This is a genomic window from Ruegeria atlantica (assembly GCF_013032455.1).
Classification (GTDB): Bacteria; Pseudomonadota; Alphaproteobacteria; order Rhodobacterales; family Rhodobacteraceae; genus Ruegeria; species Ruegeria atlantica_B.
The window spans coordinates 38,398-60,652 of sequence record NZ_WQCF01000006.1 but is presented as its reverse complement, the minus strand read 5'-3'; the positions used below and the strand labels follow the sequence as shown (position 1 = coordinate 60,652).

Annotated in this window: 18 protein-coding genes and 1 pseudogene; 13 read left to right on the top strand and 6 right to left on the bottom strand. The window is 55.4% G+C overall.

Annotated elements, in window-relative coordinates; all coding sequences use genetic code 11:
- Nucleotides 1-151 precede the first annotated feature (151 nt).
- The 7 genes from GOW93_RS11985 to GOW93_RS11955 all read left to right on the top strand — a co-directional run bounded on the left by GOW93_RS11985 (nucleotide 152) and on the right by GOW93_RS11955 (nucleotide 9,608).
- A complete protein-coding gene (locus GOW93_RS11985; RefSeq protein WP_170384397.1) occupies nucleotides 152-1,387 on the top strand; it encodes a lytic murein transglycosylase in 1,236 nt (411 codons plus the stop codon).
- Nucleotides 1,388-1,775: 388 nt separating this feature from the next.
- Nucleotides 1,776-3,404, top strand: coding sequence for a peptide ABC transporter substrate-binding protein (locus tag GOW93_RS11980; RefSeq protein ID WP_170384395.1), 1,629 nt, complete (start codon nucleotides 1,776-1,778; stop codon nucleotides 3,402-3,404).
- 65 nt (nucleotides 3,405-3,469) lie between these two features.
- A complete protein-coding gene (oppB, locus tag GOW93_RS11975) occupies nucleotides 3,470-4,393 on the top strand; it encodes an oligopeptide ABC transporter permease OppB (protein WP_170384393.1) in 924 nt (307 codons plus the stop codon).
- 10 nt (nucleotides 4,394-4,403) lie between these two features.
- Nucleotides 4,404-5,333 carry an ABC transporter permease subunit gene (locus GOW93_RS11970; RefSeq protein ID WP_170384391.1) on the top strand — a complete coding sequence of 310 codons (930 nt, stop codon included), beginning with the start codon at nucleotides 4,404-4,406 and terminating at the stop codon, nucleotides 5,331-5,333.
- 1 nt (nucleotide 5,334) lies between these two features.
- Nucleotides 5,335-7,140, top strand: coding sequence for an ABC transporter ATP-binding protein (locus tag GOW93_RS11965; RefSeq protein ID WP_170384388.1), 1,806 nt, complete (start codon nucleotides 5,335-5,337; stop codon nucleotides 7,138-7,140).
- Nucleotides 7,141-7,444: 304 nt separating this feature from the next.
- Nucleotides 7,445-8,338, top strand: a complete 894-nt coding sequence (galU, locus tag GOW93_RS11960) for a UTP--glucose-1-phosphate uridylyltransferase GalU (RefSeq protein ID WP_170384386.1) — start codon at nucleotides 7,445-7,447, stop codon at nucleotides 8,336-8,338.
- Nucleotides 8,339-8,531: 193 nt separating this feature from the next.
- Nucleotides 8,532-9,608, top strand: a complete 1,077-nt coding sequence (locus GOW93_RS11955) for a DUF2793 domain-containing protein (RefSeq protein ID WP_170384384.1) — start codon at nucleotides 8,532-8,534, stop codon at nucleotides 9,606-9,608.
- 34 nt (nucleotides 9,609-9,642) lie between these two features.
- Here the strand turns inward: GOW93_RS11955 and fcl are convergent, their stop codons facing one another.
- The 3 genes from fcl to GOW93_RS11940 all read right to left on the bottom strand — a co-directional run bounded on the left by fcl (nucleotide 9,643) and on the right by GOW93_RS11940 (nucleotide 12,758).
- Nucleotides 9,643-10,620 carry a GDP-L-fucose synthase gene (fcl, locus tag GOW93_RS11950; RefSeq protein WP_170384382.1) on the bottom strand — a complete coding sequence of 326 codons (978 nt, stop codon included), beginning with the start codon at nucleotides 10,618-10,620 and terminating at the stop codon, nucleotides 9,643-9,645.
- A gap of 11 nt (nucleotides 10,621-10,631) precedes the next feature.
- Nucleotides 10,632-11,756 carry a GDP-mannose 4,6-dehydratase gene (gene gmd / locus GOW93_RS11945; RefSeq protein WP_170384380.1) on the bottom strand — a complete coding sequence of 375 codons (1,125 nt, stop codon included), beginning with the start codon at nucleotides 11,754-11,756 and terminating at the stop codon, nucleotides 10,632-10,634.
- A 129-nt stretch (nucleotides 11,757-11,885) separates the two neighbouring features.
- Entirely contained in the window at nucleotides 11,886-12,758 is an 873-nt protein-coding gene (locus GOW93_RS11940; RefSeq protein WP_170384378.1) for a phytanoyl-CoA dioxygenase family protein, read from the bottom strand.
- A gap of 104 nt (nucleotides 12,759-12,862) precedes the next feature.
- Between GOW93_RS11940 and GOW93_RS11935 the strand changes: the two genes are divergently transcribed.
- Complete coding sequence (locus GOW93_RS11935) at nucleotides 12,863-13,753, top strand: LysR family transcriptional regulator (protein ID WP_170384376.1); 891 nt, start codon at nucleotides 12,863-12,865, stop codon at nucleotides 13,751-13,753.
- Here the strand turns inward: GOW93_RS11935 and GOW93_RS11930 are convergent.
- The 3 genes from GOW93_RS11930 to GOW93_RS11920 are packed head-to-tail and all read right to left on the bottom strand — an operon-like array spanning nucleotide 13,726 to nucleotide 16,138.
- Nucleotides 13,726-14,805 carry a helix-turn-helix domain-containing protein gene (locus tag GOW93_RS11930; RefSeq protein ID WP_170384374.1) on the bottom strand — a complete coding sequence of 360 codons (1,080 nt, stop codon included), beginning with the start codon at nucleotides 14,803-14,805 and terminating at the stop codon, nucleotides 13,726-13,728. The genes GOW93_RS11935 and GOW93_RS11930 overlap by 28 nt on opposite strands.
- Nucleotides 14,806-14,864: 59 nt before the next feature.
- Nucleotides 14,865-15,605 carry a hypothetical protein gene (locus GOW93_RS11925; RefSeq protein ID WP_170384372.1) on the bottom strand — a complete coding sequence of 247 codons (741 nt, stop codon included), beginning with the start codon at nucleotides 15,603-15,605 and terminating at the stop codon, nucleotides 14,865-14,867.
- Complete coding sequence (locus GOW93_RS11920; RefSeq protein WP_170384370.1) at nucleotides 15,602-16,138, bottom strand: RNA polymerase sigma factor; 537 nt, start codon at nucleotides 16,136-16,138, stop codon at nucleotides 15,602-15,604. Before GOW93_RS11920 ends, GOW93_RS11925 begins: the two co-directional genes overlap by 4 nt.
- A gap of 85 nt (nucleotides 16,139-16,223) precedes the next feature.
- On the opposite strand from GOW93_RS11920, the gene GOW93_RS11915 reads away from it, so the two are divergent.
- From GOW93_RS11915 to GOW93_RS11900, 5 genes and pseudogenes are all read left to right on the top strand, one after another.
- On the top strand, nucleotides 16,224-17,162 hold the full coding sequence (locus GOW93_RS11915; RefSeq protein ID WP_170384368.1) for a c-type cytochrome: 939 nt from the start codon (nucleotides 16,224-16,226) through the stop codon (nucleotides 17,160-17,162).
- Complete coding sequence (locus GOW93_RS20780) at nucleotides 17,137-17,604, top strand: Ldh family oxidoreductase (protein ID WP_368039671.1); 468 nt, start codon at nucleotides 17,137-17,139, stop codon at nucleotides 17,602-17,604. The genes GOW93_RS11915 and GOW93_RS20780 overlap by 26 nt, the downstream gene beginning before the upstream one ends.
- Nucleotides 17,570-18,288: pseudogene (locus tag GOW93_RS20770) on the top strand (Ldh family oxidoreductase). Before GOW93_RS20780 ends, GOW93_RS20770 begins: the two are co-directional and overlap by 35 nt.
- A 64-nt stretch (nucleotides 18,289-18,352) precedes the next feature.
- Nucleotides 18,353-20,530: a Tex family protein gene (locus tag GOW93_RS11905; RefSeq protein WP_170384366.1), complete on the top strand. Its 2,178-nt coding sequence runs from the start codon at nucleotides 18,353-18,355 to the stop codon at nucleotides 20,528-20,530.
- A gap of 126 nt (nucleotides 20,531-20,656) precedes the next feature.
- The gene (locus GOW93_RS11900) at nucleotides 20,657-21,904 is read left to right on the top strand and encodes a glycosyltransferase family 4 protein (RefSeq protein WP_170501896.1); all 1,248 of its coding nucleotides are present in this window, start codon (nucleotides 20,657-20,659) and stop codon (nucleotides 21,902-21,904) included.
- Nucleotides 21,905-22,255: the final 351 nt, after the last annotated feature.

Below are 22,255 nucleotides of genomic sequence, written 5' to 3'. Positions count from 1 at the left end.
CTATCGGCAGAGTCATGAATTTTCTCAAGGTTTTTCCGAAACCAGCAATTGCCCTACATATTCCCCGGACAATCAGAACAGCAAGATTACGCAACTCACAGCCAATGCCAAGGTTGACTTAACTTCTACAGCGCGCGAGACATTTTTTGTGATGCGTTGGATCGTTTTTGCCTTCAGCCTTTGCTGTTTTTCGACAGCCTCATTCGCTCAAGATCGCGCCGCGGTTGAGCGGCAATTTCAATCTTGGCTGGAGGATACAGTCTGGCCGCAGGCCAATGCCAAGGGAGTTTCGCGCCGCACAATGCGCCGGGCCTTTGAAGGGGTTACACTCAACTGGAAGCTGCCGGACCTAGTGCCCCCGGGCAGCCCTCCGAATGTTCCCAAACAGCAGAAACAGGCAGAGTTCGGATCACCCGGACGCTACTTTAACGCAGGCTCTGTTCAAGGTGCGACGGCTACAGGTCGACAAATGTCGCGCCGCCATGCGGAGACTCTGGCGCGTGTCGAAACTGAAACGGGGGTGCCCGGACGTATCATTCTGGCCATTTGGGGGCGCGAAAGTGGATATGGGCAGGTACCTATTCGCCACAATGCTTTTCAGGTACTGGCTACGAAAGGGTTCATGAGCAACCGTGCTGACTATTTCACGAATGAGCTGATTGCCGCGTTGCAAATTGCAGAAGCCGGACACGCAACGCCCGGCGCTTTAAAAAGCAGTTGGGCCGGCGCCTTGGGCCAACCCCAATTCATGCCCTCAAACTTTTTGAACTACGCCACAGATGGCAACGATGACGGGCGCGCAGATATATGGAATTCGCCAGAGGATACCATCGCATCGATTGGGAACTTCCTTAAGGAACACGGCTGGGTCACGGGGCGCGATTGGGGGTTCGAAGTGACCGTTCCAGCCCAAGTTTCTTGCGCATTGGAAGGCCCGGACCAAGGCAAGCTCATCCAGGACTGGGCAGCGGTGGGGATTATGCGCGTCTCAGGCCGACCCTTCCCTGAGCATGAATTGCAAGGCGAAGGCTATCTGATGATGCCCGCAGGGCGCAACGGCCCTGCATTCATTGTCACGCCGAATTTCTACGTCCTCAAGGATTACAACAAGAGCGATCTATATGCCCTTTTCGTCGGCCATGTAGGGGATCGTATTCAATACGGTGTGGGAGACTTCAAAGGAAGCTGGGGCAAAGTGGGGAACCTTTACCGTTCAGACATCGCCACCATGCAACGGGCATTGGAGCAGCAAGGTCACGATGTCGGCGGGGCAGACGGGCTGCCTGGCTTCAAAACACGCCGGTCAATCGGACGTTGGCAACAGCAGACAGGAAGACCCCCCACCTGCTTCCCTGAGGCCAGCATGAAGGCTGAACTGGCTAGGTAGCGATTCGCCTAAATTCACCACTTCGGTTGGTGGGGCCAAAGGTTAATTTTGGTGACACCTTTCACGAATATGTCAAGAACACCTCAAGTTTCATCATAAAATTTCGAGTGACCTAAGGGCAAATTTCAGAATCCACCTGTGGTTGCCTAAAATTAAGGCTGCTCTTTATCCTTTTTGGAAATAGTGCCACCTTCTTCGCCAGTGGAAGGCGACTTTCGCAAATACGTTCCCGACTGCATACCAAAAGACTGCGACGCGGTGTTCATTGCGATCTGAAAAAGCAAAAATCGAACCAGTCCTGGTCTTGCTCAAGGTCGGACAAACATGATGGTCAACGGCCATCCTGATGGGGTGCGCGTGCCGCGCCCTAAAATGGGAGTAGAACAACATGAACAAATACATTCGAACATCCTTGGCGGGGCTGTTGACCTCGACCATGATCACAGGCGCTGCCTTTGCCGCGGGGACTCATCCGGAAACCGGTGAAGCATTGGCAGATGACCAGACCTTCATTTACCGTATTCTGGACGAGCATAGTTCGGTTGACCCGCAGGTCGTTGAAGATGTAACCGGCGCCGAAATCGTCCGCGACCTGTTCGAAGGTCTGATGAACCAAGACGAAGACGGTAATCTGGTTCCCGGTGTAGCCACGGGTTATACCACCAACGACACCAAAGACGTTTACACCTTTACATTGCGCGACGATGCGAAATGGTCGAACGGTGATCCAGTGACCGCAGGTGACTTTGTTTTCGCTTGGAAACGCGCTGTCGATCCCGCCCTGTCCTCGCCCTACGCGTGGTTCATGGAACTGATGTCGATCGAGAACGCATCCGAAATCATTGCAGGCGATAAGCCGGTAGATGAGCTGGGCGTGACCGCCATCGACGACAAGACCCTTGAGGTTAAACTGAGTGCGCCACTGCCGTATTTCGCGCAGATGACCACGCATTCGACCACGTTCCCTGCCCCACAGAAAGTTATCGAAGAGTTTGGCGATGCATGGACCAAGCCTGAAAACATCGTCTCGAACGGTGCCTACGTCCTGACCGAGCACCTGCCGCAAGAACGTTCGGTCCGTGAGCGCAACGAGATGTACTGGGACAACGACAACACTATCATCGAAAAAGTTGTGGCACTTGTCATCAACGACGAAAACGTCGCGCTGACCCGATATCTGGCCGGTGAGCTGGACCGTACAGAAGTCCCTGCAGGTCAGTTCCCACGTCTGCAGAAAGAACACCCGGAAGAAGCCATCAGCTTCCCGCGCCTGTGCAACTATTATTACACATTCAACCTGTCCGATGGCGGCCCCGAGGCATTCAAGGATCCGAACGTGCGCCAGGCTCTATCGCTGGCCGTAGATCGTAAGATCATCACGGAAAACATTATGGCTGGCGGTCAACCGCAAGCGTACACGTTCGCGCCAGAAGCCACTGCCGGGTTTACCGTGCCGGAAGTCGAGATGGCCTCGATGTCCCAGCAAGAGCGGGACGAACTGGCCAAGGAACTGCTGGCCGCTGCAGGCTATGGTCCGGACAACCCGCTGAGCTTTGAGATGGTTTACAACACCTCTGAGGCACATAAGAAGGTCGCCGTGGCACTCAGCCAGATGTGGAAACAAAAGCTCGGCGTTGACGCCCAGTTGGCAAACATGGAATGGAAGATCTTCCTGGAAGAGCGCGGCAATCAGAACTTTGATCTGGCACGTGGCGCGTGGTGTGGCGACTATAACGAAGCCTCAACCTTCCTGGACCTGCTGCAGTCGGATTCCGGCTATAACGACGGCAAGTACAACAACGCTCGGGTTGATGAGCTGCTTGCGGAAGCCAAAACTGCAGATGACGCAGCGCCACTATATACCGAGGTGGAACGGATTATCGCGCAAGAGACCCCCGTTATTCCGATCTATCACTATGCTGGCGTCTACATGATGGACAGCGACGTCGGGAACTGGCCGGTCAATAACGTAGAGCAGAACTGGTATTCCAAAAACCTCTACAAACGTGCCGAATAATCATCTTTAGACCACGTTCTGCCCCGGAGTTCTCTTCGGGGCAGAACCAATAACGGGGGCATGAAATGCTTGCCTATATCATCCGGCGCCTGCTGGCGGCCGTTCCGACGATCCTGTTACTGATCGTCGCCAGTTTCTTTCTGATGCACTTTGCACCCGGCGGGCCGTTCACGTCCGAACGCCCTCTGCCGCCTGCGGTTCTGGCCAATATCGAGGCCCGCTATGGGCTGGATCAGCCGTTGTGGAAGCAATTGTGGGATTATCTCTACAATATCGTGGTGCATTTCGATTTCGGCCCGTCCTTCAAGTTCAAGGATCGAGATGTAAATGACATCATCGCGCAGGGCTTCCCGATTTCGCTGACATATGGCTCGCTGTCATTCCTGCTTGCGACTACTGTCGGTGTTGGCCTGGGTATCGCCGCCGCGATCAAGCACAACAGCTGGATCGATTATTTCGCCGTAGGTTTGGGGATCGCGGCGCAGGCACTGCCCAACTTCATCATGGGCCCGATCCTGATCCTGACCTTCACACTTTGGCTTGGCTGGCTGCCCGGCGGCGGTTGGAATGGAGGGCAATGGCCCTATCTGATCATGCCCGTGATCGCGCTGGCGACTTCGTATATGGGGTCGATTGCGCGGATCACACGGTCATCGATGCTTGAGGTTCTGAACTCGAACTTCATCCGCACCGCCCGCGCAAAGGGTCTGCCAACCAGAACCGTGATTTGGCGTCATGCGCTGAAGCCAACCCTTCTGCCCGTAGTGTCCTATCTGGGGCCTGTTTTTGTCTACGTTCTAACCGGTTCGGTTTTTGTCGACATCTATTTCTCGACCGGGGGATTGGGGCAGGCCTATGTGGGTTCAGCTCTGTCTCGGGACTATGCCGTGCTGTTGGGAGTCACGATCCTATATGGCGCGCTGACCGTCGTTGTGAACTTGCTGACTGACCTGGCCTATGCCTGGTTCGATCCAAAAATCCGCTACTAAGGGGCTGGCAATGCTTGGAAAATCACAAAAAGCCGCCCAACTGGCTGAAGATGTCACCGATTACACGGTCATTCAGGGGCGCTCACTCTGGCAAGACGCACGGATGCGGTTCGTCCGCAACAAAGCCGCGATGGCCAGTGTCTTCATACTTGGTCTGATCGTTCTGTTTACCATCATCGGTCCATATTTCGCCGAGTGGAGCAACGAAGAGATCGATTGGAACGTCATGGGCGACGTGCGCGGCATGGGGATGCCCTCGGTCGAAACCGGGCACTTTTTCGGTGTCGATGATCTGGGCCGTGATCTCTATAGCCGGGTCATTCAGGCGACAACAACATCGTTATTGGTCGGCCTAATCGGGGCGGCAACCGCCCTTATAGTCGGAACCTGCTATGGCATCGCCGCTGGCTATATCGGCGGTCGCACCGATAGCGTGATGATGCGCTTTGTCGATATCCTGCTGGCAATCCCAGCAACGCTGGTCATTATCCTGTTGCTTGTTGTGGCCGGGCGGTCATTCTTCATGCTTTTCATAGCCCTTGGTGCTGTGGGTTGGCTTACAATGGCGCGGATTGTCCGGGGCCAGACCCTGACCCTGAAAAACCGAGAGTTTATCGAAGCCGCGCGCGCCGCCGGTGTCAGCGAGTTCACCATTATGTATCGCCACATCTTGCCCAATCTTCTGGGCGTGGTGATCGTGTATGCCTCGCTCCTGGTGCCCGAAATGATCCTGACTGAAAGCTTCATCTCATTCCTAGGGTTGGGGATTTCGGAACCTTATACCTCGCTGGGGCGTCTGATCGCTGAAGGAGCGGGTACGATGGGCTACGGGACGCTGTGGCAGTTGCTGTTCCCTCTGACTTTCTATGTCGCCATCATCATCACGATGTTCTTCATCGGAGATGGTCTGCGTGACGCTCTGGACCCGAAGGATCGCTGATATGAGCTTGTTTTCCGTAAAAGACCTGAGCGTCCAGTTCGACACTCCCGATGGCGTGGTCGAAGCCGTCAAAGGCATCAGTTTCGACATCAACCCAGGCGAGTGCCTTGGCATCGTCGGCGAAAGCGGGTCGGGCAAAAGCCAGACCTTCATGGCCGCGATGGGGCTGTTGCCGCCCGCTGGCCGGGCATTGGGATCAGCCACGTTGAACGGCAAGGAAATCCTGAACCTGCCTGTGGGCAAACTAAACAAAATCCGCGGATCGGATGTAGGCATGATCTTTCAGGATCCGCTGACTGCTCTGACGCCCCATTTGCGGATCGGTCAGCAAATGCGCGAGGTCCTGCAGGTGCATGAAGGCTTGCAAGGTTCCGCCGCGCGTGCCCGCTGCCTGGAATGGTTGGAGCGTGTGCGTATCCCAGAAGCAAAGCGTCGTCTGGATCAGTATCCGCATGAGCTGTCCGGCGGAATGCGCCAGCGGGTCATGATCGCAATGTCGATGTTGTGTAATCCCAAGCTGCTGATTGCGGACGAACCCACCACTGCGCTGGACGTGACCGTTCAGGCCGACATTCTGGACCTGATGGTGCGCCTGCAGAAGGATGAGGGCACAGCTATTGCCCTGATCACCCATGATATGGGCGTCGTTGCCCGAATGTGCGACCGCATTCAGGTCATGCGCTTGGGACAATTTGTCGAAGCCGGTGAAACTCGCGAAATCTTCCGCGCGCCACAACACGAATATACGCGAACTCTGCTTGAGGCGATGCCACGCATTGATGCCGGCGACGCGCCTAAAGCTTTGGACAAGGTTGATGAGCCCCTACTTAAAGTCGATGACGTGAAAGTGCACTTCCCGATCCATGTTTCGGGTGGTCTGTTCGGACGCAAGGTGCCATTGAAGGCGGTCGACGGCGTCAGCTTTGACATCCGCAAGGGTGAGACATTGGGCGTCGTGGGTGAATCTGGATGCGGCAAGTCCACTCTGGCCCGAGCCGTTCTGCAACTGATAGAACCCAGCGGTGGCAATGTCAGTTGGCTGGGTCACCCGATTGTCGGGCTCAGACGCGCCGAACTCAATAAATACCGCAAAGACCTTCAGATCGTGTTCCAGGACCCATTGGCCAGCCTTGATCCAAGAATGACGATCTCGGCCTCTATCGCCGAGCCGCTGAAGACCTATCGCCCTGATCTGACCGAGCGCGAACGAAAAGGTCTGGTTGCTGAAATGATGGAAAGGGTTGGTCTGAATGCCAACATGATCAACCGCTATCCGCATGAACTATCCGGCGGGCAGAACCAGCGAGTCGGAATTGCGCGAGCAATGATCAATAAGCCCAAACTTATTATCTGTGATGAGGCCGTTTCGGCCCTAGACGTGTCTATTCAGGCTCAAATCGTCGAATTGTTGCGAGAATTGCAACAAGAGTTCGGGCTATCCATGATCTTCATCAGCCATGACCTTTCGGTGGTGCGCGCTGTGTCGAACCGGATCATGGTGCTGTATCTGGGTCGCATCGTCGAGCTGGGGGATGGGCAGGTTATCTGCTCGGATCCGGTCCACCCCTACACCAAATCCCTGATCTCGGCCGTGCCAATCCCAGACCCGGATATTGAGCGCAGCCGACAGCGATTGAAACTGCCCGGAGAATTGCCATCGCCTATGGACCCCAAAGCCGCACTTCGGTTTCTTCCCAGTCGGTTAGCCGCTGGCGAAAACGAGTATGTTCCAAAATTGAATGAGGTAAAACCCGATCATTTTGTGGCCGAACATGACCCGTTGGATGCAATTATGGCCAGCACCTGATGTATGTGCCCCGGAGCCATAATCAGGCTCCGGGGCTATCGCTGAAGAAAAAAGTATATTCGAAACAGAACAGAAAAATAACGATATCCGCAGCGGTGCTTGATTGTGCGGCATAGCAAGGCAAAAACCCGCGATGTGTCGGCAGAAATCTCCCGATCATTTTGACTTCTTCCATCACGGATGTCACGATCTTCAAATATATGTTGTAGGGCTGTGTTCGCGTTGATTGTTCGGGCTGCTGAGCCTAAGAGGTCCGCGTCCTACACAGACTGTCGAAAATTGTTTTAGATACTTGAGAGGTCAAATGGTACGTAAGGTCACAAAGGCGATCTTCCCCGTTGCGGGGCTCGGCACCCGTTTTTTGCCAGCAACGAAATCGGTCCCGAAAGAGATAATGACCCTGGTTGACCGTCCATTGGTGCAATACGCCATCGACGAAGCGCGCGCTGCGGGTATCACTGAATTCATTTTTGTCACATCGCGCGGCAAATCGGCACTTGAAGATTACTTCGACCACAATCTTGTTCTGGAACAGGAGCTTAAGGCCAAAGGCAAAGACAAGCTTCTGGAAACGCTGAACTCGACCAACATGGAAAGCGGCGCAATCGCCTATATCCGCCAGCACAAAGCGCTGGGTCTGGGTCACGCTGTCTGGTGCGCTCGTCGCCTGATCGGCGATGAACCATTTGCAGTTATGCTGCCCGATGACGTAATTGCAGCCGACAAACCCTGCCTTCAGCAAATGATAGAAGCTTATGAAGAAACCGGCGGTAACATGGTTGCAGCCATGGAGGTTCCTGCCGACAAAACCAGCTCGTATGGTGTGCTGGACGTGGGTGACAACATTGGGACGGTGGTACGCGCACGCGGCATGGTTGAGAAGCCAAAACCCGATGAGGCGCCTTCAAATCTGGCCGTGATCGGACGCTACGTGCTGGGTCCGTCGGTACTTTATAATCTGAATCAAAAGAAAAAGGGCAGCGGTGGCGAGATTCAGCTAACCGATGCAATCGCCGAAGATATTGGCAACGGCGTGCCGGTGTTTGGCTACAAGTTTGACGGCCAACGTTTCGATTGTGGCTCAAAAGCTGGATTTTTGCAGGCCACGGTCGCCTTCGCGCTGGCCCGCGACGACCTGCGTGAGGATCTGAGCCAGTACCTACACGACATCGTGGCAACTGGTCAGGCGGCGCAATAACGAACCGCCCAAAGTATTTGACGTTTTTTGTTCGGCCGAAGCGAATTTCGCCTCGGCCGAAATTCGTTGTGAACGTCTGAAGCGTTAGCAAGGGCTTTATGGGGCGTTCGGCCCGGTTAGCAGCGGTTCATCCTCTGGACGGCAATGTGGCGCGCAAATCAATTGTCAGACCGACAGCCACAGGAGGACGCCCGTGCCACAAAATTCTCCCCGTTTGAACCTGCCCTATTTGCAACCGTCACAGGCCCAAAAGCACGTCACCCACAATGAAGCCCTACGGCAGCTTGATATTATTACTCAACTCTGTGTCGCTAAGATCAATGCTACGATCCCACCTGTCGCACCGGATCAAGGAGAGGTTCACGCCTTGGGCAACACCCCAACAGGGGATTGGGCCGGCCACGCCGGTTCGCTGGCCGTCTGGCTGGATAATGCCTGGCATTTTGTACCCCCTCGAATTGGTTGGCGCGCATGGGATGAAAGTGAGGAGAAATTACTGGTCTGGGACGGCAATAGCTGGATGCCCCCCCCTGTCGCGACAGAAAACCTGGATGGCGTGGGAATCGCCACGGGGTATGACAGCACCAACCGGCTATCGGTACGATCTCCCGCCACATTACTCAGCCATGATGGTGGCGGGCATCAGGTAAAAATCAACAAAGCCGACGCAAGCGACACCGCATCCTTGCTGTTCCAATCCAATTGGACGGGACATGCCGAAATGGGTCTGACTGGCAATACCGGATTCACCATCAAAGTGTCGCCGGACGGCGGCACATGGACCAACGCGCTGAGCATTGACCCTGCGAGCGGCACCGCGAGCGGTGCGGCGGTCCAAACCAGCGCCGACGACACCACACCCGGCCGCCTGATGCGGGCAGACTACGGCTATGGTCCGGGCAATCTGCTTGGAACTGTCTCGGAAAATATTGGGATACCGACTGGGGCTGTGTTGGAGCGCGGTGCAACACCCAATGGCGATTACATTCGTTTCGCGGATGGTACGCAGATCTGTACCGTCACACTGCCCGCGATAGGCTGCACCACAAGTGAAGGCGCGTTATTTGCGAGCGACGCGGCAGTCTGGGATTTCCCGATGGCGTTTGCCACCGGCTCAACTGTTGCCGTCAGTGGCGGCGGTGGTGCCAGCGCGCGGTTCATCGGCTTTGAAGCACCGACCGAAACTCAAGTGGCATTCAAGGTACTGTCGACGACAAGCGATGCGACACCACTGCCCCCAACAGCAGTGGCGATTGGCCGCTGGTTCTGAACCGAAAAACTGCCCGGGCTTAACCCCCGGGCGGTTACTTGGCGCGAATATCCGAAGCCGCCTGATCCAGAAACCAAGCATAGGTTTCACGGATACCGTCTTCCAGTCGGACGCGCGCGCGCCACCCCATAGAGGAAAGCCGCGATACATCCATTAGCTTCTGCATAGTACCATCGGGCTTGCTGTCATCCTGAGTAATTTTCCCGGTGAAGCCGATTGTTTTGGCAACCAATATTGCCAAGTCCGCAATTGATATATCCTCGCCGCAACCCACATTGATGTGGCTCAGCATCGGCTGGGTATTTGCCTCATACACATCGCGCGGCAGGTCGAGCACATAAAGAGACGCCTCGGCCATGTCGTCCACATGCAGAAACTCACGACGAGGTTTGCCGGTGCCCCAAACTTTCACCTCGTCCAGCCCGTCGCGCTTTGCCTCATGAAACCGGCGGATCAGCGCAGGCAACACATGACTGTTTTCCGGGTGAAAATTGTCGCCCGGCCCATACAGATTAGTAGGCATGACCGAACGGTAATCAACACCATGCTGCCGGTTATAGCTTTCGCACAGCTTGATCCCTGCGATTTTGGCCACGGCGTAGGGCTCATTTGTCGGTTCTAACACGCCCGTCAATAAAGCATCTTCTCGCATCGGCTGTGGGGCTGCACGCGGGTAGATGCAAGAGCTACCCAGTTGTAGCAGGCGCTTTACCCCAGCAGCGAAAGCCTGATGGATCACGTTACATTCAATCATCAGGTTGTCGTAAATAAAATCTGCTGGGTAGGTGTTATTGGCGTGGATACCACCCACTTTGGCCGCGGCCAGAATGACGACATCCGGACGCTCGGCCTGCATAAAATCTCGGACAGCAACCTGATTGGTCAGATCCAGTTCGGAGCGGGGGCGTGTGATCAGTTCAAGCGTTTCGCCCGCTGCCTGGCGGCTTTGTATATGGCGCAGAATGGCAGCGCCAACCATACCGCGGTGGCCTGCTACATAGACTTTACGCATGGCGCTGCTCCTCAGCCATTTTCCATGCTCACAGGCAATTCATAACCATGCTCTTTCAACAGCGCATGCTGTTTGGCGGTATTCAGGTCTTCTTGAACCATCTCGGCGCACATGTCCTGCACGGTCAGCTTAGGTTCCCACCCCAGTTTGGTCTTAGCTTTCGAGGGATCACCCAACAGCGATTCGACCTCAGCCGGGCGGAAGTACTTCGGGTCAATGCGCAATACCACGTCACCAGGTTTGAGAGCAGGCGCCTTGTCACCTTCAATTGACGCGACAGTCGCAATTTCTTCAATGCCTTCGCCAGTGAACTCTAGCGAAATACCCAGCTCAGCTGCAGACCATTCTATGAATTGCCGCACCGAATACTGTTTGCCTGTGGCAATCACGAAATCTTCTGGGTTGTCCTGCTGCAGCATCAGCCATTGCATCCGCACGTAATCCTTCGCATGCCCCCAATCCCGTAAGCTATCTATATTGCCCATATAAAGACACTGCTCTAGCCCTTGCGCGATATTCGCCAGCCCTCGCGTAATCTTGCGGGTCACAAAGGTTTCGCCGCGGCGCGGGCTTTCGTGATTAAACAATATGCCGTTGCAGGCATACATGCCGTAGGCTTCGCGATAGTTTACTGTGATCCAATAGGAATACAGCTTAGCCACCGCATAGGGCGAGCGTGGATGAAACGGAGTCGCCTCACGTTGTGGGGTTTCCTGAACCAGTCCGTACAACTCGGACGTGGACGCCTGATAGAAACGTGTTTTCTTTTCCAGCCCCAGAAAGCGGATTGCTTCCAACAACCGCAAGGTGCCAATGGCGTCTACATCAGCCGTATATTCAGGAGCCTCAAAGCTGACCGCTACGTGAGATTGGGCACCGAGGTTATAAACCTCGTCTGGCTGCACTTCCTGAATGACGCGCGTTAGGTTCGACGTATCGCTCAAATCACCATAGTGCAGGTACAAATTGGGACTGGGATCATGCGGGTCCTGGTAGATATGATCGATACGCTGTGTGTTGAACGACGACGCCCTGCGCTTGATCCCATGAACCTCATAGCCCTTTTCCAACAAGAACTCCGCCAGATAGGAGCCGTCCTGCCCTGTAATGCCGGTAATCAATGCTTTTTTCGTCATTATTTCTTCCCAGGGAATACTGTGCGCATCGTGGTCACCTCAAAACCTTAAGGCGATGCGGAATGCAACCCAAGGCAAAAGACCGCGGTGAGATTGGCAGCTAATTCATTTCCTGGTTAGGCGATGCGATCAAGTCGATCCATACAGCGGTACCGCAACCTGGGCTCCTTCTGCCAAAGCTTTGCTCTGATCGCGGCGCACTTGTTCATAGAGAGCCAGCGCTTGATCAGAAAAAAGCTGGCTTGGAGGTTCTACGTGCACGAAATTTGAATGCCCGTCCTGCCCACGAGCCATCAGCGCATAATCTCGATCCGCGACCAGTTGTCTTGCATTGGGGTTGAGATAGCGGATTGCCAGGCCGATCCTGCGGTCATCCGATCGATTTGGACCGGACCCATGAATTGTCAGACCGTGATGTAATGACATTTGCCCTGGTGCCAACTCAATATGGGTTTTGTCTTCGTCCGCGACCTCGACCGCAATCTCTTGACCCCGCGACAGCAGGTTGGTGTCGGAATAGGTGTCCTTATGTGGCAGGATCGGGTTCTTGTGGCTGGCGCGCACAAAATCCATACATCCGCTTTTTTCCGTAGCCGGAGATAGCGCTATCCACGCGGTAACCTGATCGGGCGTTTCGCCCATGCCCCAATAGGTCAGGTCCTGATGCATCCCCACCGTATGTTTGGTGTGGGCTTCTTTGATGAAAAACTCGGCTGACCAGATCATGATGTCCGGGCCAAGCACACCTTCGACCAAATCCAGCACCCGCGGATCCAGTGCAATTTTTGCGGCCAGCGGGATTACCAAATGGGCGTTCACACGCTTGTAGGTATTGAGCGGCAGAGGCAGGTCCGCTGTAAGCCAATCCCGTTCAAGCTGTTCTAGTTCCGAACGAATATCTGCAGCTTCGTCTTGAGAAAAAACCGTCAGCGGGAAAAGGAATCCGTCTTTCCAGTATTGTTCCGCTTGCGCGTCGGTCAGAGTGGTTGAAGCTTGTGGCATGGCGTTTCTCACTGGCTGGTTGCAACCTCATGATAAGCCGGTTTCAAGGCTGCTCAGCGTGTAACCTCTTGCCCGTAAGGGTAAGTTAAGCTTAGCCTGCCTTCATGTCATCCCGCATCCCTTCACTCAATTGGCTGCGTGTTTTCGAAGCTGCCGCCCGAACCGAAAGTTTCGCGCGCGCAGCCGTGCAACTGAACATGTCGGCAGCAGCCGTTAGTCAACAGGTAAAGGCGCTGGAAGCCCGGCTGGGAACCCCTTTGTTTCACCGCCATGCCCATGCGGTGACATTGACCGAGGCCGGCCGCGCCTATCTGCCGTCGGTCCAGCAATCCCTACTGATGTTGGAGACCGCAACAACCGGCCTGTTCGGCGAAACTCGTGAACAACGCCTATTTGTGCAATCTGTTCTACTTTACGCTCATGGGGTTCTAGCCAGCGGGTTGCCAGGTTTTCAGGTAGCAAACCCTCAGATCAGCCTTTCTCTGATGACCGGTAATCTTGTTTCGGACTTTGCCAATCAGTTCACCGATCTGCAGATCGTGTTCGGCAACCCCGCCCTCTTCAATGCCGAGGGCGATCTATTGATGCGTGAACACCTCTATCCCGTAGCCCCACCAGAAATTGCTGAGCAAATCAACCATCCTCCGGATCTGTTTCAATTCCCATTGATCGAGGTCTCAACCCATCGCGCGAGTTGGCCGCTTCTGTTTGAAACCTTGCGACTACCCACCGGCCAAGCGCGGTATTTCTTTGCCGACAACTCTTTGATGGCGGCCGAGTTATCGGCTAGCGGAGGCGGCATCGCGCTAGCCCGTGCGCCTGCGTCAAACCGGATTATGGAACTTTCGGGTCTTGTCCCATGCCTGCCGGGTTTTCAGATTGACGGTCAAGAAGCCTATCATCTTGCCTACCCTTCCCGAAAAGCCTTGCGCCCACCGGCGCGTGCCTTTCGCGACTGGTTGTTGGATCACAATGCGGCCGTCCAGACCCGATAACGCCCCTGCCCTGTTACTTCGCGAATTAGACCGCGCCGGGTAAACCGATCGATATTGCGCTGCACGGCTGCGCGTGAGGCCTTCGTCAGTTCTTCGGCCAACGGTGCCGAGACCATCGGCCAAGCGGTCAGGACATCGATCAACAAAGGTGGCGTTCGTCCGCTTAGCCCGCTAGTTGCCTCACGCGCGCGCTGTTCCCAGGCACTGACCCGATCCAGATGCATCAGCGCCGCCAAGGCAGCCTGCCCTGCCCCGCGAACCCATGCAGAGAGTTTTTCGTCCACCTCCCCAGCTCCGCGCAATGCCCCTGGTCCGGACAGAGCGAGAGGCATGAACATCGCGCCGCCCCGCCCCATCGTAGCCGCATGGCGAGCTGCGATGATCGCAGCCTCGGTATCCTGCCCGATCCCCGGAGAGAACGCACGCCAGGCATGAAATCCAATTGCGGCCTGCGTCACCGGGTGCAGACCTTCAGAGTTTCTCATGACTTCTGCCAGATCGGCCACTGCCTCGGGAATCTCTTCAATCCCCTGCGCCATACGATCCAAGAATGCAGTCAGGCCGGTCTCCCAGCCGCCGTCGGACGGGCCCGGCCCCGAGGTCAGCCGTCGCACCGCCCAACCCGCCCGGAACAGGGCTTGCACGTCATCTCCCGTCGCCCCAATTCGCAGACCAGTCCACAGGGCGAGCCTGTCAACACTGATCCGATCCCCGGTCCACCACCCCAGATCCGACACATCCATCAGTGCCAGACGATGACTCCATCCATCCGGCCCCGCCCGCAAACGTTCGTCCAAAGCGCCAAAGATAGCTGCCAGATCTGCCAATTCATAAGAAAGTTCGGCCTGAGCCGCGCGCCAATCCCGTGGATCGAACAGTAACCGCTGATCAGTTTTCGGGCCGGGGATCAGGAAATCATCGACCGGCTCTTCATCTTCCGGGGGCAAAAACCACAGATCGTCATCTTCGGGCGGGTCCACGTCATAGATACTTTGAGGGCCTACCGCGTCGGCGTCCTCGTCCGGATCAGGAATGACGGGCTTTGGTGTCATGCCCCGTATATTTCTGGGAATTATGTCAGTTCACAAGGCGTTTTTTGCGCATTACGTGCTTAACTTGCGAAACTCGCAGTTAGAAATTCAAGTTGCCTGCTCAGATCAATCTGGTCGCTGCTGCCAATCAGCATGTATCCAAAACCGTCCTGGGACCATGTGGCCGTAGCCAAACCGCTCAGAATCTCCTGCTCGACATCCATATTCGGCGCATCGCCCCCCTGTCGGATGATACAGAAGGCAAAAGGCCGACCCTGCGCATCAGCAAACACGACCTGTATGAGAGGCTTACCTTCGAACGACAAAACCTGCGCGCGTTTCAATTCCATCCCGGGCAGCGCCGCAAGCGCATCACGGTTGAGCGCGTGGCCCAATTGTTCCTCGGCCAACGAGAATTGCGCATCTAATAATTCGGGTGAATTGTCCAACGACGCAATTGTCTTGGGGACATAAAGCGACTGGTAAATCGCCGCCTGTTCAGCCCAACCCAGTGGCTCTGGACGTGTGGTCCAAAACGTTGCGGAAACGGCGATTATCGCAACTGAGGCCGCCACGGCCAGCAACCGCAATCCGCCAAAGACAGGCTGTGCCGGGGCCACCGACTCAGGCAAATCAATCTGTGGCGTTTCTGCAGACAAACGATCAAATACCGCCTGAACCGCTGGTGCATACGGGTCCAGCGCCATCAGGCGCAATTCTAAATCAGGGTCCGTTTCAACCGCACTTTCAATTGCGTTGGCCCCGGATTCATCCAGCTTGCCTTCCAGATATTCCAGTAGCGTCTCATCGGAGAACTTCATTTGCCACTCCGTTGAACAGCATCTGCCGCCTCATGCTGCATCACCGTTTTCAGTTTCCGCCGTGCGTTCGACAGCCGGCTCATAATAGTTCCAATCGGAACCTCCAGCAACGCAGCAGCCTCGCGGTAGCTGTAGCCTTCGACAAATACGAGCATAACTGTTTCCCGCTGCGCTTCTGGCAGTTGCATCACCTGTATAAACACTTCAGCGGCGAAAATATTCGTTTCAGAATCCGGTTGGTGCGAAATTAGTTCCGCCTCAGGAGTAGAGGTCAGGGCCTGCGCCTTGCGAACCGAGCGCGCGCGCACTTCATTCAGCCAGATTGAACGGCAGATCGTCATCAGCCAGCTGTCCAACCGATCGTGCGAGGTGACATGGTGGTGCCGTTCCAGCGCGCGCAAACACGTGGATTGCAGCAGATCGTCGGCTACATCGGATGCTCCGGACAACGCCAACCCGAACCGCCAAACGCGTTTCGAATGCGCCTGGATCGCGCCCCGCACAGCTTGTTCTGAACTAATTTCACCACCCATCGAATAAATCGCGACCTGTTTGTGTTTGCCTTCTACGGGCTAGGCCCGCGAGGTCAGGACTGACACAATACCGTGGAGGAATGAAATGAAACTTCTGTTGAAGGCAGTCACGATTGCGTCGGCAATTGTTGCAACCCAGGCGCTGGCCGAGACGTGGACCCTGGCACCCGAAAGCTCTCATCTTGCCTATGGCACCATCAAGAAAGACACTGTGGGTGAGGTGAATTCCTTCACCGGTCTCAGCGGTCATGTAACCCCAGATGGTCAGGTCGAAATCCAAATTGACCTGTCCTCAGTCGAGACCAATATCGACATACGCAATGAACGGATGATCGAACATGTGTTTCGCAAAGCGGGCACGGCTTCACTTAAGGCCAAGTTTGATATGGCCGAGGTCTCAAGCTTAAGCGTCGGCGAAACAGCCCTCGTCGATGCCGATGCCATGTTATCTTTGGCCGGGGCGGAAGTGGCTTTTGACGCCGAAATGTTTGTGGCACGCCTTTCAGATACTTCGGTGACGGTGTCGACCAACGACATGGTGTTCATCAGCACCGAGGATGCTGCCGTGAACACCGGAGTGGACAAGCTGATGGAGCTTGCCAACCTCCCCAGCATAACCCGGACCGTACCTGTTACCGCGCGTCTGATTTTCAACATGGACGGCGAACAGGCCGCAGTGACCAGTGCAGCCCCGATTGCCGTTGCCGCAGTCGCGGGTGATACCAAAGCCGGCAAGAAAGTCTTCCGCAAATGCAGCGCCTGCCACAAACTGGCTGAAAATCGTCACTCGGTCGGCCCGTCGCTGCACGGCATTTTCGGCGCCACGGCTGGACAGGCCGCCGGGTTCCGCTATTCCTCACCTTTGAAAGAGTCGGGTATCGTTTGGAATGCCGAGACCCTGACCACATTCCTGTCCGATCCCCGAGGCACCATCCCCGGCAATAGAATGCAGTTTCCGGGCCTAAGGAATGAAAAAGACGTCTCCAACCTGATCGCATATCTACAAGCAGAAACACCGGGTTAAGACCGAGCCCGACGGAAACCGGGTTCCCTTTGCCAGTCTTGTCCCGCTTCCCCTTGTCTCATCGCAGAAGAGGGAGACGCGGGGCATTAGCGAAACAGTCAGACTGACACTGGATGAGATCCGAAACCTAAGCCTGTCCATTCTGACCGCATCCGGCTTCGGGGCGGAGCATGCCGCAGCAATCACCAACATGTTGGCCACCTGTCAGATAGACGACTGCCAGTCGCACGAGCTATTCCGCCTGTTCAACTGCACCGATACGATGAAAGCCGGAAAAATCGACGGACATGCAGAGCCCGTCGTTGCGCCCTCGGACAACGCAATCGTTAGGGTCGGTGCGCAGGGCGGCATGTCTCGGCTGGCTTTTGAAAAAGCGCTGCCAGTACTGATCGAAAAGACCCGCACCCATGGTATGGCCGCGTATGGCCGCGATGGCGATTAACCGATGCTTCCACTTTTCGGCCCTCTGGCCCGAAGTGGAACGGCTGTCCGCCGAAGGTCTGGCCGCAATAGCGATGGCACCCAGCCATTCCTGGATGACCCCGGCAGGCGGCACACGCGGTAGCCTCGGCACCAATCCCCTGGCCTTCAGCTGGCCGAGGCATGGCAAGGACCCCACACTTTCGATTTTGCCACCAGCGCTTTTGCCTACGGTGAGATCGAGCTGTATCGCCGTGCGGGCAAACCTCTGCCCGAAGGGGTCGCCATTGACAAAGACGGCAACCCAACCGCCGATCCGCAGGCTGCAATGGACGGCGCGATGTTGACCTTCGGCAGTTACAAAGGCTCGGCCCTTTCTATTGTGATCGAGCTTCTGGCCGGTCCGTTGATCGACGACTTGACCAGCCTGGAAAGCATGGAGTTTGCCGAAGGTGCAGGTGGCGCTCCCTACCATGGCGAGATCATACTGGCTTTTGACCCCGCCCAGTTCAGTGGCCGCCGTGTGACCGAAAACGACGCCCGCGCCGAGCGCCTGTTTGCCGATATCCTGTATCAGGGCGCACGTCTGCCCTCGCAACGGCGCTTTGCCGCCCGGGCGCGCAACACCGAGCGCGGATATGTCGAAATCGCCAAAACACTACACGAGGACCTTCTGTCTTTGGCCGGACAGGTACAAGCGACGTAAAGCCCCTTCCCCTTAGGGATGTGGCTGGCTAAGAAGTCCCTCCAGACTTTTTCAGGAGGCCTCCTTGGACCGCATCGCCCGCACCATTGCCACCGAAATTAACGCTCGCCCCGAACAGGTCGGCGCTGCAGTGAAACTGCTGGACGAAGGGGCCACCGTCCCCTTCGTCGCGCGTTACCGTAAGGAAGTAACCGGTGGACTGGATGATGGTCAACTGCGCACACTGTCCGACCGCCTGACCTATCTGCGTGAGTTGGAGGCACGACGCGAAACCATTCTTGGGTCGATCAAGGATCAGGGGAAGCTGACTGACGAACTGGCCAAATCCATCACACAAGCCGACACCAAGGCCCAGCTAGAAGATATCTACCTGCCCTACAAACCCAAGCGTCGCACCAAGGCGATGATCGCGCGGGAAAACGGGTTGGAACCGCTGGCCAACGCCATTTTGATAGACCGTTCTGCCGATCCCGAGGCTCTGGCACAGGATTACGTCACTGAAGCGGTGCCAACTCTCAAGGACGCGCTGAACGGTGCACGGGACATCATCACGGAACGGTTAACTGAAAACGCCGCTCTGTTGGGCGAATTACGCAATTTCATGCAGCGCGAGGCCGTGCTGACCTCAAAGGTGATTGACGGCAAGGAACAAGAAGGCGTGAAGTTCAGCGATTATTTCAACCACTCCGAGCTGTGGGCCAAGACCCCATCGCATCGTGCATTGGCGATGCTACGCGCCTCGAAAGAGGGGATCGTGACGCTGGACATCGCGCCCGAGCCCGAAACAGGTGCCGCGCGGGCCGAAGCGATAGTCGCCGCCCATCTACGCACACGCGGCGATGGGCCTGCCGATAAATGGCTACGCAAGGTGGCCGGGTGGACTTGGCGGGTGAAGCTGTCCCTGTCAATGATGGTCGAGCTGATGGCCGACCTGCGTGGACGTGCGCAAGAAGAGGCCATTCAGGTCTTTTCCCGAAACCTCAAAGACTTGTTGTTCGCTGCCCCCGCTGGTGCACGAGCAACGCTGGGTCTGGACCCGGGCATCCGCACCGGCGTCAAAGCAGCCGTAGTTGATGCCACGGGCAAGGTGGTTGCAACGGATACACTCTATCCCTTTCAGCCCAAAAACGATCTGCGCGGAGCGCAAACGACTCTTTTGAATCTGATCGCCTCACACAAAATCGAACTGATCGCCATCGGCAACGGCACAGCCAGCCGTGAAACCGAGAAATTGGTGGGCGACGCACTGAAACTGCTGCCCAAGACCGTAGCTGCGCCTACTAAAGTTATTGTGTCTGAAGCCGGAGCCTCGGTCTATTCCGCCTCGGAACTGGCCGCGCGTGAGTTTCCCGATCTTGACGTTTCTCTACGCGGAGCAGTGTCGATCGCACGCCGGTTGCAGGACCCGCTGGCCGAGCTGGTGAAAATCGAGCCAAAGTCCATTGGAGTCGGTCAATATCAACATGACGTGGACCAGCACCGCCTGTCGCAATCCCTGGCTTCGGTAATCGAGGATGTCGTTAATGCAGTGGGTGTCGACCTTAACACGGCTTCAGCTCCCCTGCTCTCTCATGTGTCAGGTTTGGGGCCTGTCCTTGCCGAAGCAATTGTGATGCACCGCGATCTGAATGGCGCATTTCAATCGCGCAAAGAGCTTCTTAAGGTCGCCCGCCTTGGCCCACGCGCATATGAACAATGCGCTGGCTTTCTGCGCATACGCGACGGCGCAGAACCGCTGGATGCGTCTTCGGTTCACCCCGAAGCTTATGACGTTGCCCGTCGGGTTGTTTCGGCATGTGGCCGGGATATTCGACAGATCATGGGCCATGACGGCGCGTTGAAAGGGTTAAGGGCCGAGCAATTCGTAGACGAAACTTTTGGTCTGCCAACCGTTCAGGATATTTTCGCCGAGTTGGAAAAACCGGGTCGTGATCCGCGTCCCAGTTTTGTCACCGCCTCATTTACGGATGGCGTCGAAAATATCACCGACCTGAAACCAGGAATGGTTCTTGAAGGCACCGTTACCAATGTTGCTGCCTTCGGTGCATTTGTGGATATCGGCGTGCATCAGGATGGGCTGGTCCATATCAGTCAACTGGCTGATCGGTTCGTCAAGGATCCGCATGAGGTGGTCAAAACCGGACAGGTCGTGAAGGTTGCAGTCGTTGAGGTGGATGTGTCGCGTAAACGCATTGGCCTGACAATGCGCAAGAACGGTGGGGGCAGATCTGTCGCAAAATAGCAATCGGCCAAAGAGGTCGTGCACTGGCTTTGGCCTTCGCAAATAATCCCACTATAGGTGGAAAGTTGACATCGCGGATTACTAAAACATACAAGCGCGGCCAAAAATTTTGAAAGCAACTGCAATATGGCATCGTCCAAAACTTCGGTCCTTTATTTGTCCCCCTACTTTTGGCCAGAAGAGATTGGATCTGCTCCATACAGTCGTGAATTGGCACAACATTTGTCCAACAAGGGTTATGTTGTTTCAACACTCGCCTTCCGGCCGCATTACCCCAGTGTCGAACCGTTTGCTGACTGGATGCATGGTACGCGTGACCGGGAAACTTTTGACACCATCGCAATTGAACGCGTGCCTGTAAGTCCACGTGGCTCGGGCGGCTTCAAAGAGCGCATTTTTAACGACCTGCGTTATCTCGGTCGAGCAATCTCTCACGCTGTTCGCGGCACATATCGCGACGCCGAGATCATCATCACATATGTACCCAGCGTTCTTACTTTGTTTGGCGCTGCTGCCCTAAAACTGAGGAATGGCGCGCCGATTGTTGCTGTGGTCCATGATATCGAAAGCGGTCTCGCTGGATCGCTGGGCATTACATCCAACCCAATGCTGCTTAAGCTTATGCGTTTGGTAGAGCGCTTCGGTCTAAACTTTGCTGATCAGGTCATTGTCCTGACCGAAGGAATGAAGCGCGAACTTGAGGATATCGGCTGCAGACAACCAATTGAAGTTTTACCGATCTGGTCCCAGGTCGCGGCAGATATTCCGATCGATCCTGCCGGTCCGATACGGGTAATGTATTCTGGAAACTTCGGAAAAAAACAGAACCTCGACCAACTTCTTCCCTTGCTGTCTTACTTGTCGGAAAAAGCCCCTGACGTGGAGATTGTAATGCGGGGTGCTGGGTCAGAACGCGCACGAATTGAAGAAGAGGTTGTAAAGCGCGAAATCGGAAATGCCCGCTTTCTAGATCTGGCTCCTGCCGACGAGTTTATGACCTCTCTGCAAAGCGCCAACATTCATCTGGTCCCTCAAGCGCTGAATGTGGCGAATTATGCTATGCCCTCCAAGCTTATTTCAATCATGTCGGCGGGTCGGCCTTATGTTTGCATCGCCGAGCCGGGCAGTCCTCTGGAGACACTGACGCAGGAGTCCGAGGCAGGTATCTGTGTGCAACCTGGAGATGAAGCACGCCTTTGCCGAGAGGTTCTGGATCTTCTTTCAAACCCTGCTCAACAACAGCGAATGGGGCAAGCTGGCCGGACCTTTGTGCAGCAGAACATGGATCGCGAGACAATTCTGGACAGTTACATAAGTATTTTGCACCGCCTTTCTGGAAATGAACCGCTGACATCTGCTGTGAACGAGGGTTGATGGCGCAATGGCGAGTTATTTTTGAGGGGCAGGACTAGCCCGATCTAAAAAAATGTGTTTCAAAGCAAGCATCTGAATTTTTCAACCTTTGGTAGAAAAGCGAATGGGCACTGCTGCTGAAATGATCGCTATGGATTTCGAGGCATCGGCACGCTTTGACCATAGAATGCATATTGCGCTTAGGATTGGCTTGTTTCTTAGTCTACCACTGTGCTTGTTTCAGTTCGCAATCGCGCCGGAAATCAGCCTTTTAGTCCATACAGCATGCATGCTTCTTGCGACCGCGATGGTTGTATTACACAAAGATGGCTGGCGTGCTTTTTTCTATTCTTCGCCCTATTGGACATTCAG

What these genes read in the sequence shown, in the direction of transcription:
- gmd (WP_170384380.1), bottom strand. Translation starts at nt 11,756, where the DNA reads ATGACGAAAAAAGCATTGATTACCGGCATTACAGGGCAGGACGGCTCC.
- GOW93_RS11900 (WP_170501896.1), top strand. Translation starts at nt 20,657, where the DNA reads ATGGCATCGTCCAAAACTTCGGTCCTTTATTTGTCCCCCTACTTTTGG.
- GOW93_RS11915 (WP_170384368.1), top strand. Translation starts at nt 16,224, where the DNA reads ATGAAACTTCTGTTGAAGGCAGTCACGATTGCGTCGGCAATTGTTGCA.
- GOW93_RS11935 (WP_170384376.1), top strand. Translation starts at nt 12,863, where the DNA reads ATGTCATCCCGCATCCCTTCACTCAATTGGCTGCGTGTTTTCGAAGCT.
- GOW93_RS11965 (WP_170384388.1), top strand. Translation starts at nt 5,335, where the DNA reads ATGAGCTTGTTTTCCGTAAAAGACCTGAGCGTCCAGTTCGACACTCCC.
- GOW93_RS11930 (WP_170384374.1), bottom strand. Translation starts at nt 14,805, where the DNA reads ATGACACCAAAGCCCGTCATTCCTGATCCGGACGAGGACGCCGACGCG.
- GOW93_RS11925 (WP_170384372.1), bottom strand. Translation starts at nt 15,605, where the DNA reads ATGAAGTTCTCCGATGAGACGCTACTGGAATATCTGGAAGGCAAGCTG.
- fcl (WP_170384382.1), bottom strand. Translation starts at nt 10,620, where the DNA reads ATGCGTAAAGTCTATGTAGCAGGCCACCGCGGTATGGTTGGCGCTGCC.
- GOW93_RS11985 (WP_170384397.1), top strand. Translation starts at nt 152, where the DNA reads ATGCGTTGGATCGTTTTTGCCTTCAGCCTTTGCTGTTTTTCGACAGCC.
- GOW93_RS11940 (WP_170384378.1), bottom strand. Translation starts at nt 12,758, where the DNA reads ATGCCACAAGCTTCAACCACTCTGACCGACGCGCAAGCGGAACAATAC.
- galU (WP_170384386.1), top strand. Translation starts at nt 7,445, where the DNA reads ATGGTACGTAAGGTCACAAAGGCGATCTTCCCCGTTGCGGGGCTCGGC.
- GOW93_RS11980 (WP_170384395.1), top strand. Translation starts at nt 1,776, where the DNA reads ATGAACAAATACATTCGAACATCCTTGGCGGGGCTGTTGACCTCGACC.
- GOW93_RS11920 (WP_170384370.1), bottom strand. Translation starts at nt 16,138, where the DNA reads ATGGGTGGTGAAATTAGTTCAGAACAAGCTGTGCGGGGCGCGATCCAG.
- GOW93_RS11970 (WP_170384391.1), top strand. Translation starts at nt 4,404, where the DNA reads ATGCTTGGAAAATCACAAAAAGCCGCCCAACTGGCTGAAGATGTCACC.
- oppB (WP_170384393.1), top strand. Translation starts at nt 3,470, where the DNA reads ATGCTTGCCTATATCATCCGGCGCCTGCTGGCGGCCGTTCCGACGATC.